Source organism: Psychromonas sp. L1A2, assembly GCF_009828855.1.
Classification (GTDB): Bacteria; Pseudomonadota; Gammaproteobacteria; order Enterobacterales; family Psychromonadaceae; genus Psychromonas.
In genome coordinates this window covers 1,370,440-1,384,412 of sequence record NZ_WUAG01000002.1, presented here as the reverse complement: position 1 = coordinate 1,384,412, position 13,973 = coordinate 1,370,440, and the positions used below count along the sequence as shown (strand labels likewise).

At 38.3% G+C, this 13,973-nt stretch carries 12 protein-coding genes, 1 pseudogene and 1 riboswitch; of the genes and pseudogenes, 11 read left to right on the top strand and 2 right to left on the bottom strand.

Annotation, left to right across the window (positions count from 1 at the left end):
• Nucleotide 1: 1 nt before the first annotated feature.
• From GQR59_RS16285 to GQR59_RS16255, 8 genes and pseudogenes are all read left to right on the top strand, one after another.
• Nucleotides 2-910, top strand: coding sequence for a dimethylarginine dimethylaminohydrolase family protein (locus GQR59_RS16285; RefSeq protein WP_160064454.1), 909 nt, complete (start codon nucleotides 2-4; stop codon nucleotides 908-910).
• A gap of 29 nt (nucleotides 911-939) precedes the next feature.
• Nucleotides 940-1,815: a sugar phosphate isomerase/epimerase family protein gene (locus GQR59_RS16280; RefSeq protein WP_160064452.1), complete on the top strand. Its 876-nt coding sequence runs from the start codon at nucleotides 940-942 to the stop codon at nucleotides 1,813-1,815.
• Nucleotides 1,812-2,855 carry an isopenicillin N synthase family dioxygenase gene (locus GQR59_RS16275; RefSeq protein ID WP_160064450.1) on the top strand — a complete coding sequence of 348 codons (1,044 nt, stop codon included), beginning with the start codon at nucleotides 1,812-1,814 and terminating at the stop codon, nucleotides 2,853-2,855. The genes GQR59_RS16280 and GQR59_RS16275 overlap by 4 nt, the downstream gene beginning before the upstream one ends.
• 93 nt (nucleotides 2,856-2,948) lie before the next feature.
• The gene (locus GQR59_RS16270) at nucleotides 2,949-3,749 is read left to right on the top strand and encodes an ABC transporter substrate-binding protein (protein ID WP_160064448.1); all 801 of its coding nucleotides are present in this window, start codon (nucleotides 2,949-2,951) and stop codon (nucleotides 3,747-3,749) included.
• A gap of 93 nt (nucleotides 3,750-3,842) precedes the next feature.
• Nucleotides 3,843-4,493, top strand: a pseudogene (locus tag GQR59_RS18760) (amino acid ABC transporter permease); the annotation flags it as partial.
• Nucleotides 4,494-4,610: 117 nt separating this feature from the next.
• Nucleotides 4,611-5,372: an amino acid ABC transporter ATP-binding protein gene (locus tag GQR59_RS18755; protein ID WP_328600628.1), complete on the top strand. Its 762-nt coding sequence runs from the start codon at nucleotides 4,611-4,613 to the stop codon at nucleotides 5,370-5,372.
• Nucleotides 5,372-6,109, top strand: coding sequence for a class II aldolase/adducin family protein (locus GQR59_RS16260; protein ID WP_160064444.1), 738 nt, complete (start codon nucleotides 5,372-5,374; stop codon nucleotides 6,107-6,109). The genes GQR59_RS18755 and GQR59_RS16260 overlap by 1 nt, the downstream gene beginning before the upstream one ends.
• A gap of 5 nt (nucleotides 6,110-6,114) precedes the next feature.
• Nucleotides 6,115-7,017 carry a 2-hydroxyacid dehydrogenase gene (locus GQR59_RS16255; protein ID WP_160064442.1) on the top strand — a complete coding sequence of 301 codons (903 nt, stop codon included), beginning with the start codon at nucleotides 6,115-6,117 and terminating at the stop codon, nucleotides 7,015-7,017.
• A gap of 165 nt (nucleotides 7,018-7,182) precedes the next feature.
• Here the strand turns inward: GQR59_RS16255 and GQR59_RS16250 are convergent, their stop codons facing one another.
• A complete protein-coding gene (locus tag GQR59_RS16250; RefSeq protein WP_160065264.1) occupies nucleotides 7,183-8,268 on the bottom strand; it encodes an aldehyde dehydrogenase family protein in 1,086 nt (361 codons plus the stop codon).
• Between the two features lie 142 nt (nucleotides 8,269-8,410).
• Nucleotides 8,411-9,343: a LysR family transcriptional regulator gene (locus tag GQR59_RS16245; protein ID WP_160064440.1), complete on the bottom strand. Its 933-nt coding sequence runs from the start codon at nucleotides 9,341-9,343 to the stop codon at nucleotides 8,411-8,413.
• A gap of 108 nt (nucleotides 9,344-9,451) precedes the next feature.
• Here GQR59_RS16245 and GQR59_RS16240 point away from each other — a divergent pair, with 108 nt between their 5' ends.
• The 3 genes from GQR59_RS16240 (at nucleotide 9,452) to GQR59_RS16230 (ending at nucleotide 13,971) form a co-directional block, all read left to right on the top strand.
• Entirely contained in the window at nucleotides 9,452-10,924 is a 1,473-nt protein-coding gene (locus GQR59_RS16240) for an NAD-dependent succinate-semialdehyde dehydrogenase (RefSeq protein WP_160064438.1), read from the top strand.
• 58 nt (nucleotides 10,925-10,982) lie between these two features.
• Nucleotides 10,983-12,260 carry a 4-aminobutyrate--2-oxoglutarate transaminase gene (gene gabT, locus GQR59_RS16235; protein ID WP_160064436.1) on the top strand — a complete coding sequence of 426 codons (1,278 nt, stop codon included), beginning with the start codon at nucleotides 10,983-10,985 and terminating at the stop codon, nucleotides 12,258-12,260.
• Between the two features lie 472 nt (nucleotides 12,261-12,732).
• Nucleotides 12,733-12,832, top strand: a riboswitch (guanidine-I (ykkC/yxkD leader).
• A gap of 50 nt (nucleotides 12,833-12,882) precedes the next feature.
• Nucleotides 12,883-13,971, top strand: a complete 1,089-nt coding sequence (locus GQR59_RS16230; protein WP_160064434.1) for a putative urea ABC transporter substrate-binding protein — start codon at nucleotides 12,883-12,885, stop codon at nucleotides 13,969-13,971.
• The last annotated feature ends 2 nt before the right edge of the window (nucleotides 13,972-13,973 follow it).

Below are 13,973 nucleotides of genomic sequence, written 5' to 3'. Positions count from 1 at the left end.
TATGGAAAGCTTATTAAGTCGTCGTCAAAGTAATGGTGGAACAACTGCTTTGACTGACTGGGGCATAGCGTCTGAAACCGGACGTTTGAAAGAAGTATTAATCGGGCCTGTTGATCATTTTGAATGGCGCTCTGGTAACTCAACTTCTCGACGCCATATGGAAGCGGGTGAGCGATATGATGCGAACGTTGCCAAGGCACAATATGCTGAAATGCTGGATGTTTACCGTCAAACCGGTGTGAATGTGCATTTTTTGAATGCAAAGAAAGAACAACCTTATTCGATTTACGCAAGGGATTCATCCGTTATGACTCCTTGGGGACCGATAATCAGCCAAATGTACAGCCCTTGGCGACAAACGGAATGGTTAACTGCTTTAGAGTTTTATACAAAACAGAATATTCCGATTTTTGATGTGGTGACGGCAGGTAACTTTGAAGGGGGGGATTTTATGCTCATTGAACCTGGCGTAGCACTGTGTGGTTATTCTGGCGAACGTACTAATGAAGCGGGTATGAAGCAAGTAAAAGGTTGGTTTGAAAAAGAAGGGTGGGAGCTTGAAGGCATAAAATTTGACCCACACTTTTTACATATGGATGTGCAATGTGTCATGGTAGCTGAAAAATTGGCTGCTGTTTGTACCGCCGTTGCACCACAGAGTTTACTGACGTGGTTAAAAGGAAAAGGCATTGATATTATTGATATTCCTTATAAAGAAGCCATGGAATTAGGTTGTAATATTGTATCGTTAGGCGATGAAAGAGTGCTTATTCCTTCAGACAGTTTGACTTTAAGGGACCAATGTAACGCTCGTGGTTTAACTGTGTTTGACCCTGATATCTCTATGATCACAAAAGGTGGCGGTGGTGTGCACTGCATGTGCCAAGCCTTGAAAAGAGACGAAAAGTAATAAGTGAAATTGTCGTCAAGGAGGTCGCAATGGAATTAGCATTATATCGCACATTATGGGGTGTTAAAGAGCCCATTACCGCGCTAGCACCTATGTTGCGCAAAGTTGGTTTTCAAGGGGTAGAGGGAAGAGTGCCGCTAGATGTTGAATCTAGAACTGCTTTTAAACAAGCACTTGAAGCAACTGGCTTAGATTATATCGGTATTATTTTTACGGGTGGCGACGTCATTCCCGACCAAAGTAAAACGGTTGCGGATCATTTACAGCTTCTTGAGCAACAGTTGCCTTATGCAAAAGAACTGGGTGCGAAGTTTGTGAATGTATTAGCGGGTAATGATCGTTGGCCAATGGAAAAACAGGTTGAGTTTTTCACAAAAGCACTGGCTATCGCGAAGCAGGCCGACGTGATCTGTAGTTTTGAAACCCATCGCAGTACGTCGCTTTACAGCCCATGGGTAACACTTGAGCTAATGGAACTAGTGCCAGACATGATGTTTACCCTGGATATTAGCCACTGGATCTTAGTGTGTGAACGTCTACTTGATAAACCTGAAGATGATCTCTCTGCTTTCTTGAAACGTGTATTTCATATTCAAGCGCGTGTGGGTTATGACCAAGGTGCACAAGTCCCTCATCCTGCAGCACCTGAATATCAAATGGCTTTAAAATATCACCAACATGTATGGGAACAAGTTTGGTCTCATCATCAATCTCAAGGTCGAAAAGTAACAACAATGACCACCGAATTTGGGCCTGATGGCTACTTGCATCACCTTCCTTTTACTAACGTACCTGTTGCCGATTTATGGTCATTAAATGATTGGATGGCAGAGGAAGAACAGTCACATTATTCACTATTTCAGAAAAATGTATCATCAACTAATAACTTGAAAGGTGCTCTATGAGTAATACAAAGCCAGCATTCACTAGTATTCCTGTTATCAATGTATCGGGATTATTCAGTACAGATATAAAAGAGCGCCAAGCGGTTGCAGATAAAATGGGTAAAGCAGCTGCCGAAGTTGGCTTTTTATATGTCACAGGACACGGTGTGCCTAAAGCGCAAATTGCTGGCTTGCGACTAGCTGCTAAGCAGTTTTTTAGCCAATCACTGACTACAAAAATGCAACATTATATTGGAGACTCTAAAACCCATAAGGGCTTTGTACCTGAAGGTGAAGAAATTTATGGCACAGGTAAACCCGATAACAAAGAGGCTTATGATGTTGGCTTTCCTGCTCCTAAAGATAACCCGTATGTATTGAATAATACGCCATTGATTGGTGAAAACGAGTGGCCAGAATTAGCCGAATTTAGAGAACCTATCTTAGCCTATTACAACACCGTATTTGGTCTCGGTAGAAAATTGTTTTCTGGGTTTGCATTGGCGTTGGGGTTAGAAGAAAGCTATTTCGAAAGCATGGTGACTTGTCCGCCAGCAAAGCTGAGATTAATTCATTATCCATTCAATAAAGAGGTGCTGGATCGTCCTGGTATTGGCGCACATACGGATTATGAGTGTTTCACTATGTTATTACCTGACCAACCTGGACTAGAAGTATTAAATGACGATGGCGATTGGATAGATGCGCCACCAGTACAAATTGATGATGAAGAAGCCTTTGTGATTAACATTGGCGATATGCTTGAAGTACTCACTGCAGGTAAGTTTGTTGCCACATCACATCGTGTTCGAAAAGTGGCACATGAGCGTTATTCTTTCCCGCTTTTCTTTGCTTGCGATTACGATACCTTAGTCAAACCATTACCGCAATTTGACGATGGTAAAAATGAATACAAAGAACTCAGTATTGGTGAGCATATGTATAGCCAAGCGTTACAAACTTATCGATATTTACGAGAAAAGGTTTCAAAAGGGGAGTTGTCGCTTCCTGAACGAGCAAGAGGCGTTAATACGTTTGGTCATTTTAAAAAGCAGCCATAATATTAAATACAATAATTTTAAATACAATAATATTTCATATAATAAATACTTAACACAATAGAATATTTTAATTAAATCAAAAGGATAACACTTATGGAAAAGGCAAAAAAACTATTTACATCAACACTTATTGCAGCGGCAATAGGACTTAGCAGTACAAGTGCTTTAGCGGCTAGCACATTAACTGAAGGTAAAATTAATGTTGGAATGGAAATTACTTATCCTCCTTTTGAGTCTTATGACGGTGACAAAGTAGTAGGATTCGATCCTGAATTAACCGCATTATTGGCCAATAAAATGGGTGTTGAATATGGGTTTACTGATAATAAGTTTACGGGCTTGATTCTGGGCTTAGCCTCTAATAAATTTGATGCTGTAATTTCAGGTATGTACATTATTCCTGATCGTTTAGAAAAGGCAGATGCCATTCCTTATGCCAAAACAGGTGCTTCAATCATGGTTGCTAAAGGGAGTGATATTCAACCTAAAACAGGTGAAGATCTATGTGGCGTGAAAGTTGGGCTTCAACAAGGTACAACGTGGGTTAAAACACTGCACGAACTGTCCGATTCTTACTGTGTCGCAAACGATTTACCGTCGATTGTCGTTCAAGAATTTCCAACCGCGCCAGAAGCAACACAAGCAATGATGTCTAAGAACATACAGGCTCAGATTGAAATTGCAGGTGCAGCACAAATGTTGGTTGAACGTACGAGAGAGCGTGTGGAAATTTCTTCAACAACCTTAATTTTCCCGCAAACACTGGGTATTTACCTTAAGCAAGGAAATGATGAGCTAAAATCGCAATTAGAAAAAGCGATGTCAGAGATTAAAGCAGATGGTTCTTACCAAGCGTTGATTACAAAATATGAATTAATACCTATCACTGAATAATTTTTAATCGCTATGGCTATCTTGCCATAGCTTCTTTTGTTGTCTCTTAACACATATTTTGTGCAGAAAGTTATTCACTTTCAAGGAGTTTTTATGAGTTTAGATTGGGAATACTTTTTTTCATTATTTACTATGTCTGCTTTTTACGAAGCATGTGTCATCGTTATTATTTTGAGTGTGTTAGCGTGGAGCTTTGGGGCAGTATTTGGTTTTGTAGTTGCTTGCGGAAAGCTTTCTGAAAAAAAATGGTTATCGATACCCTCCTCAGTATTTGTTTGGTTTTTTCGAAGTGTCCCGTTATTAGTTGTATTAGTGTTTGTTTACAACATGCCGCAATTATTTCCAGTAACAGGGCCTTATCTTGGTGTGCCTTTTTTTGCTGGTTTAGTCAGTTTAGTAGTAACAGAAGCCGCGTATATGGCAGAAATTCATCGTAGTGGTTTAGTCTCTGTTGCTAAAGGACAAAAAGAAGCGGGGCATGCATTAAGCATTGGTTTTTTAGGTGTGCAACGCATCATTATTATTCCACAAGCTATTCGTGTTTCAATGCCTGCTATGGTCAATGAATTTGTTACTATTATTAAGCTCAGTTCATTAGTCTCTGCCATTTCATTATCTGAACTGTTACAAGTCGGACAACGTCTGTATTCGCAAAACTTTTTAGTGTTAGAAACCTTATTAGCCGTTGCGGTTTACTACGTTGCTATTGTTACTATCTTTAGTACGATTTTGCATTGGGCTGAGAGAAAAATGGATATTTCATTACGCTCGCCTGAAGCGTTGTCCGATGAAGAATGTGAAGTGTTAAGACAGCAATCTACAGCGGTTACTCATACACCAATAGACCCAACGCAAAAAGGTGTGCCTAATGCACTTTTTCTACAAAAAATTAAAAAATCATACGGCCGACATGAAGTATTAAAAGGTATAGATCTTAAAGTAAAACCTGGTGAAGTATTAAGTATTATTGGGCCTTCAGGCTCAGGTAAAACCACACTGATTAGAACCATTAATGATCTTGAGAAAATTGATGGGGGTGAAATTGTGTTGTTTGGGGAAGATTTCATTAAACCAAAAGGGCAAAGCAATCAGCGTACTGTTTTCGAAGGGATAAAACGTATTGGCATGGTGTTTCAATCGTTTAATTTATTTCCGCATAAAACCGTATTACAAAATATTATGATTGCACCTAACTACCACGATAAAAATACTTCTGACTCAGAGACTCAAGCTCAAGCCTTGTTTTTATTAGACAGAGTAGGGTTACTAGCGCATGCCTACAAATACCCGCATCAACTTTCTGGTGGTCAACAACAACGTGTAGCGATCGCACGTGCATTGGCAATGTCCCCTGATATTATGTTGTTCGATGAACCTACCTCGGCGTTAGACCCAGAAATGGTCGGAGAAGTATTAAAAGTGATTCAAGATTTAGCAAAAGAAGGGATGACTATGATCATTGTGACGCATGAAATGGAGTTTGCATTATCAGTTTCTGACCGCGTTATTATGATGGAAGATGGCATAATACAAGTTGATGCGAGTCCTGTTGATATTATTGACAATCCAAATAATAAAGAAGGTTTTGAACGAGTTAAAGCATTTATGGGGAAAGCAAGCTAATGGATGAACAAGTACAAGAACAAATTCTGCGCCGTGATCTCGCAGCTGCTTATCGTTTAGCCGCTATGTTTGGTTGGGAAGATACGTTATATACACATTTTTCAGTTCGTTTGCCTAGTGAAGGTGAAGCTCGATTTCTCATTAATCCTTTTGGGTTGATGTTTGATGAAATCACTGCAAGTAATTTAATTGTCGTTGATGCGAAAGGTCATATTGTGAGCGGAGATGCTAAATATAATCCAGCGGGGTTCACTATTCACAGTGCGGTGCACAGTGCGCGTGACGATGCGCATTGTGTGATTCATACCCATACTTTAGCTGGTATGGCGGTTGCAGCTTGCGAAAGTGGTTTGTTAAATGTTAACCAAATTAGTGCAGAATTTCATGAGCAGGTTGGTTATCACGATTATGAAGGGGTTGCGTTTAATCTTGAAGAACGCGCACGTATTCAAGCTTCTTTAGGCGACAATATGGCTTTAATCCTAAAAAATCATGGGTTACTAAGTGTCGGTGAGACGGTTGCTGATGCTTTTCAAATCATGTTTTACCTAAATAAAGCCTGTGAAATTCAAGTCGCAGCAGGGCAAGCCGCAGGTCTATCACGTATTCAGATTATTCCTGATAAGTTAGCAAACTATGTGTCAGGACAGTTTAAAAAAGTAGCACATGAAAGACAAATAGTCTGGGATGCTTGGTTAAGAAAGCTTGACCGTATTGACCCGTCATACAAGGATTAATCACCATGAAACCCATCATATTAATCGCAATGAATGACCCTGAACTTGTTGAACATTTTTTAAATTGTGCGCCGCAAGTTGCTCCTGAAGTTGAATGGGTGTTACCTACCAATCCACTTGCAAATAAAGCAAAAGTCGCTGCTTGTTGGTACCCTGAAGCATCATTATTATCTGATTTTCCTCAACTTGAATGTTTACATTCAGTCGGTGCCGGAGAAGATAACCTCGGTGATTTATTATCATCTGGTTTGAAGGTTGAACGCATCATCGATGAAGATCAAAAAGTAGGGATGTTTGAGTATGTGTTATGGGGGGTATTATATTATCAGCGAGATATGGATAGATATAATCAAGCCGATAAAACTAAGGTTTGGCAACCGCTTCCACAACGTAACACAAAAAATATTAAAGTCGGTGTATTAGGTCTTGGGGAGATTGGTAGCTTTGTTGCTACAAAGTTAGCTTCCATGGGTTATCAAGTGTCAGGATGGTCGAGAAGCCCAAAGCATATTGAAGGAGTATATAGTGTTCATGGCAATGATGCTTTACCTGATATGCTTGGAGAGTTGGATATACTCGTTAACTTACTGCCCTTAAATACTGCGACAGTAGGTATTTTAAATCAATCCTTTTTATCGATGTTACCAATGACTGCTAGCTTAATAAATTGTGGTCGAGGTGATCATGTCATTGAAGAAGATTTGGTTGAGTTATTGTCTAAAAACTTACTACGTGGCGCTATACTAGATGTATTTAAAACAGAACCTCTGTCGAGTCAAAGTAAATTAAGAAATTTGGATAATGTCTTTATTACACCACACATTGCATCAAGTGCTACTCCTGAGGTTATAGTAAAACAAATCTCAACTGCTGCTTTAGGTTATCAAGGTCAATTCGTTAATGCTTAATTCAGATTATCTAACAGCTCGATATTTGGATATTTCTTTGATGCACAAATAACTGAATTAGAACATGGTTATTTGCACAACCTTAGTTATCACATGAAAGATAACTAAGGTTAAATAGGTTTTACAAGATATTATATGTTTTTGAGTAATCAACTATTTCAGCCTTTAACCTGGATAGTGAAGTGTTTTTATTTCTAGGAAGTCCTCTAAGCCTAGTACACCTCCCTCTCTACCAACTCCAGAATATTTATACCCTCCAAATGGGCTTCCATAACGATGGGGCCCACCATTAATATGTACCATGCCTGCGCGTAAACGAGCAGCAACACGTTCAGCTCGATTCATATCATTTGTTTCAATATAGGCTGCTAAACCATAGTCTGTATCATTTGCTATCTCAATTGCTTGCTGTTCGTCTGCAAATGGAATAAGAACGAGTACGGGACCAAATATTTCTTCACGAGCAATGTTCATCTCATTCGTTACATTTGAAAATACAGTTGGTTTGGCGAAATATCCTGCTTCAAATCCAGCAGGCTTGCCAGTGCCACCAACAAGTAAATTAGCTCCTTCAGTGATGCCTTTTTTGATCATATCTTGAACTCGTTCAAATTGTTTCTGGCTGACTAATGGCCCGATATGCTCACCTTCTTCATCCGGCATTCCCACTAGAACAGCTTCTGCAGCAGACTTTGCAATAAGAGTTGCTTTTTCATACACAGATTGTTGGATCAACATGCGAGTAGGAGCATCACAGGATTGACCTGAATTAAGAAAGCAAGTTTGAACTCCACGCACGACACTTGTTTCGATATCTGCATCATCAAAGATAATGTTGGGAGATTTTCCACCGAGTTCTAAAGTTACTCTTTTAATTGTATCCGCAGCACTTTTACTGATTGATATTCCGGCTTTTGTTGACCCGGTAAATGAAACCATATCGACATCTTTGTGCTTAGAAAGTACTGCACCTGCCGATATACCATCTCCATTAACTAGATTGAAGCTTCCTGCTGGAAATCCTGCTTCTTCAATCATTTCAGCAAAAAGCATTGCATTAAGGGGAGTCTGTTCACTTGGCTTTAATACACAAGTACAGCCTGTCGCCAGTGCAGGAATAACTTTTAAAGCAATTTGGTTTATAGGCCAGTTCCAAGGAGTGATAAGTCCACAAACACCAATAGATTCTCTACAAATAATATCCCCATTAGGTAGGGTTTCTCGCGTTTTTAGCTGGCCTAATCCAGCAATGAAACCTTCTAAATGACCTAAACCAGTGTGTGCTTAGACTTGACCAGAATACATCTATGCAGTCAAATAAGAAGTATCATATTTTTAGATATAATTATTATTACTCTTAACTATTTAGACTGAAATCTATTTAAATTTAGGTTTATTTTTGCACTAAATCAAACGCTACCTTAAAAGCACTTTGCAATAATTCAACTTTATTCGGCTCTATCGGCACTTTTTTATGCACTAAAGATAAATCAAATTGATAAGTCAGTGTACTTGGTTGAATTATTCTAATCTCTCCAGCATTTAATTCTTGTTGAATATAACTTTGCGGCATATAACCTAGATATTGGCCAGACAATATCATTGTTTTACGCATATCAAATTGGTAAGCCTTGGCATTCAGATTTAATTTTCTTAACTGTTTTTTACCATTTTCTTCTATATCAATACCTGGGTGAATGGTGGAGGCAGAGGCTAAATCTTCAGGTGTAATGTGAGTATCAACCTTGTTAAAGAAAGGGTGCTTTTTACCACAACAAAGATAAATAGGTTCACTAGTTAAACGTGTGTAACTTAAGCCTTCAATCTTTTGGTAACCAGGAAATATACCAATATGTGCTTTATCTTTAAGTAATAATTTTTCAATGTTAGAAATAGAATCTCCATCTAACGTAATATGTAAATTAGGCGCTTTGCGATGAACAATTTCAATCATATTAGCTAATTTTTTTTGCTTATTTTTATCTAGTTGATCTGCACATAAAATAACTATTTCACCACTCAACTCTTTACCTAATGTGCCCACTATTAATGAGAAATCATTTAATGAATCAAATAAATTAATAACCGCTCGATAGACTAATTGACCTTCTTCGGTTAATGAGAAACCTCCTCGCCCACGCATACAAAGTTTTAATTTCATTCGTGTTTCAAGGTTAGACATATGAACACTAATCGTCGATCGGGTAATGCCAAGCGCTTTTTCAGCAGCAGAAAACCCACCATGCTCTACAACTGAAACAAAAATACGTAATAACCGTAAATCATATTCAGCGATGGGTTTGGGAATGATCGAATGAGTGTTCATAAATTCTCTAATGTTTTATTTAGTTAAACCTTTAGGTTGATAGTTTTATATTTAACATGACTTAAATTTAGTATTCAATAGCTAAACATTAAATCGTAGAGGTTATTTATGCTGAATCATCAAGACTTAGGTTTACAAGATAAACAATTAATTAAACATTTTTCTTATATCAATGGCAGTTGGCACAGTAGTGAATCACAAATTGATGTGACTAACCCTGCGAATGGAGAGGTGATTGCTCGAGTTGCTAATGCGGGTGTTGCTGAAACTGAATTAGCCATCAAATCGGCAAATGACGCATTTAAAATGTGGTCATCAAAATCAGCAACTGAACGTGCTGGCATTATGAAAAACTGGTTTGATTTAATGATTCAACATCAAGACGATTTAGCGCGAATATTAACCTTAGAGCAAGGTAAACCAATTGCAGAAGCAAAAGGTGAAATAGCCTACGGCGCTGCATTTATTGAATGGTTTGCTGAAGAGGGGAAGCGTATTTATGGTGATACCATCCCAGGTCCTTCTAACGATAAACGTATTATTGTGATCAAACAACCTGTTGGTGTCGTCGCATCGATTACGCCATGGAATTTCCCTAATGCAATGATTTCACGTAAAGCAGCAGCTGCATTAGCGGCTGGTTGTACTTTTGTTGTGCGTCCAGCAACACAAACGCCACTTTCTGCGTTGGCTATGGCTGAATTAGCAGAGCGAGCAGGTATACCGGCAGGTGTTTTTAATGTAGTTGTAGGTGATGATGCAAGAGGGATGGGCGAAGTCTTAACCCAGCATCCTGATGTTGATAAATTTACTTTTACTGGTTCAACTGCGGTGGGTAAGTCTTTGATCAGCCAATGTGCAACATCAGTAAAAAAAGTATCGATGGAGTTAGGAGGTAATGCGCCTTTTATTGTATTTAATGATGCAGATATTGATGCCGCAGTAAAAGGGGCGTTAATGTCTAAATATCGTAATGCGGGTCAAACCTGTGTCTGTACGAATCGTATTTTTGTGCAAAGCAAAGTGCTTGAAGATTTTACTGAAAAATTTACTGCCGCTGTATCTAAATTAACGATTGGTGATGGCCTAATTGACGGTATTAATATTGGTCCGATGATTTCAAGTCAAGCTGTGGAAGGGGTTGATAAGTTAGTAAAAGAGTCAATTTCTGCTGGGGCTAAACTCGTATTGGGTGGGAAAACTGATAAAGCTGGAGATGCTTTTTATCAACCTACTATTTTAACTAACGTGACTAACGATATGCCCATCGCAAGTAATGAAATATTTGGTCCAGTGTCTCCAATTATTAGTTTTGAAGATGAAGACGAAGTGATCGCGATGGCAAATGATACTGAGTATGGTTTGGCTGCTTACTTTTACGCTCGCGATATTGGGTTAATTTGGCGAGTGGCTGAAAACCTAGAGTATGGCATGGTAGGTATCAATGAAGGTGCAATTTCCAATGCAGCGGCTCCATTTGGCGGGGTAAAACAATCTGGTAATGGACGTGAAGGTTCAAAATATGGATTAGACGATTACTTAGAAATCAAATACTTATGTTTAGGTGGTTTAGATAAATAAACATGATGAGTTAATCGAAATATTTTGATCATGAAAATAATAATATTAGGTGAATAAAATGAACAATACTGATTTACAAAACAGAAAAGTAAAAGTAATCGCACGTGGCCAAGGTAACGTTTATCCAGTGTATGTTGAGCGAGCAAAGAACGCTGAAATTTGGGATGTTGAAGGTAATCGTTACATTGACTTTGGTACTGGTATTGCAGTCTGTAATACCGGTCATAGCCATCCTAAAGTGATTGATGCTGTTAAAAGTCAAATAGATAAATTTAGTCATACTTGTGTCATGGTAAACCCTTATGAAAGTGCCGTTGAATTAGCTGAAAAGTTAATTGAAATAGCGCCTGGTGAGTCAGATAAAAAAGCTATTTTTGTTACAACAGGTGCTGAAGCCGTAGAAAATTGTGTCAAAATTGCACGAGCACACACAGGGCGTAGAGGGGTGATTGCATTTAACGGAGGTTTTCATGGACGCACTAATTTAACCATGGCATTAACTGGGAAAATAACGCCTTATAAACATTTGTTTGGTCCATTTCCTGGTGATATTTTTCATGCCCCTTTTCCAATAGAGTCTCATGGCATTTCTGTTAATGATTCTCTGAAAGCGATCGCCAACTTATTTAAAGTGGATATTTCTCCAACGGATGTGGCTGCTATTATTGTTGAACCAATACAAGGCGAAGGCGGCTTTTATTCAGCTCCTATTGAGTTCTTAGTTGCTTTACGCAAGCTGTGTGATGAACATGGTATTGTTTTAATCGCAGATGAAATTCAAACAGGTTTTGGTCGTACAGGTAAAATGTTTAATATGGAATATTCTAATGTTGAACCCGATTTAATTACTATGGCAAAAGGGATCGCTGGTGGATTTCCAATTTCCGCCGTGGTCGGTAAAAGTGAGATCATGGATGCGCCATTACCAGGTGGGTTAGGGGGCACTTATGGTGGTTCTCCTGTTGCCTGTGCAGCTGCTTTAGCTGTACTAGAAGTGATTGAAGAAGAAAACTTAGTTCAACGTTCAAATGAAATTGGAGCTATTTTCAACGAGAAATTAACCTTATTAAAAAGCCAACATCCAGAACTTATTTCAGATGTGAGAAATAAAGGGGCAATGATTGCAATAGAATTAATGACTGATGGTGATATTGAACAGCCAAATAGTGTATTAACACAAGCCATTATCGCCAATGCAGCTAAGTATGGTTTGGTGTTATTAGCCTGTGGGTTTTATGGTAATGTGATCCGTTTTTTACCTGCGTTGACAGCAAGTAATGAGATCGTTGAAGAAGGATTAGAACAATTTACTAAACTGTTTAAATCGTTATGTTAATAGAATTTTTTAATCGTATTAAGTAGAAGATATAAAGAGAAATCTATCTAATGTTACTAGATTTCTCTTTTTTAATTCTGTCTTACCAAATTGCATTCCGCTCATTTTATCTCGTCCAAAACAGGCTGCTTTTAAATAATAGCTATATCTTTCTACATTTCAAAAATCTGTACATATTCTGAAGCTTTTAAATCCCAGATATTTCTTTAGATACCGATATTAGTTGATAACTAAATGAATAATTGATAATTCTTATTTGAAAAAGCACTACGTAAGCTTAATTAAAATAGAACGTTTTGGTGCAATTTCCTTTTTATGATCGTTTATGGTGCACCAATTAGAACAATAAGAATTCCTGAATATATCTATCTTATTGTAATTATTGGTTATTGTTAATTGGCATTATATTTGCTGTATTTTAAATTCTCGTATGAGAGATATTGGCAATTAACATTGCCCTATCTACAATTTGGTAATAGACATCTAGGGTTCCGGCTTTTAAAGCGACTGGACCGAGAGTTGTCGACCTTTATTATCTAAAGGTTACACGGAGGGATAAAAGCCCGGGAGAAGATTAGAGCAATGTCTCTCATGCTTTTTCAGTGTAATTAAGGATAAATATATGGAACTTACTAAATACTTACGTCACTCTGCTACAAAATTACTCACTATCGGCACGCTATGCTGCGCTGTCATTCTTACCCCCTCTACTGCAGTTGCAGAAACAAAATCAACATTTCGCTTAGCTTGGACTATTTATGTCGGTTGGATGCCTTGGGATTATGGTAATGCATCGGGCATTGTTAAAAAGTGGGCTGATAAATACGATATTGATATCGAAGTGGTACAAGTTAATGATTATGTCGAATCAATTAACCAATATACAGCGGGTGGCTTTGATGCAACGGTAATGACCAATATGGATGCATTAACCATTCCTGCTGCGAGTGGTGTTGATTCTACGGCCGTTATTATCGGTGATTTCTCTAACGGTAATGATGGTGTTGTTCTTAAAGGCGATAAAACCTTAGCGGATATTAAAGGCCAAAACATTAACTTAGTAGAGTTAAGTGTTTCTCATTATTTATTAGCGCGTGCGTTGGATTCGGTTTCATTAACTGAACGTGATGTACGTGTTGTTAATACGTCAGATGCAGATCTTGTTGCTGCATTTACCACTGACGACGTGACTTCTGTTACTACTTGGAACCCTCTGCTAAGTGAAATCACTGCAATGCCAAATACAAGTAAAGTCTTTGACTCTTCAATGATCCCGGGTGAAATTATTGACTTATTAATGGTTAATACAAAAACACTTGCGGATAATCCTAAGCTAGGTAAAGCCCTAACAGGTGCTTGGTATGAAATTATGGACACCATGCAAGGTAGTAGTAAAAAAGCGATTGATGCAAGAACCTTGATGGCTGAAGCTTCTGGTACTGATTTAGATGGATACGATGCCCAACTTGCGTCTACAAAAATGTTTTTTAACGCCGAAGATGCAGTTGCATTTAACAATAGTGCTGAGCTAAAAAATACCATGAGCAAAGTGGCAGAGTTTTCATTTGAACACGGTTTATTAGGTGAAGGTGCAAGTGATGCTAAGTTTATCGGTATAGAAACGCCAAGTGGTGTTTATGGCAATAAGCAAAATATAAAGTTACGTTTTGACCCTTTATATATGCAAATGGCCATCGATAAAAAACTATAAGG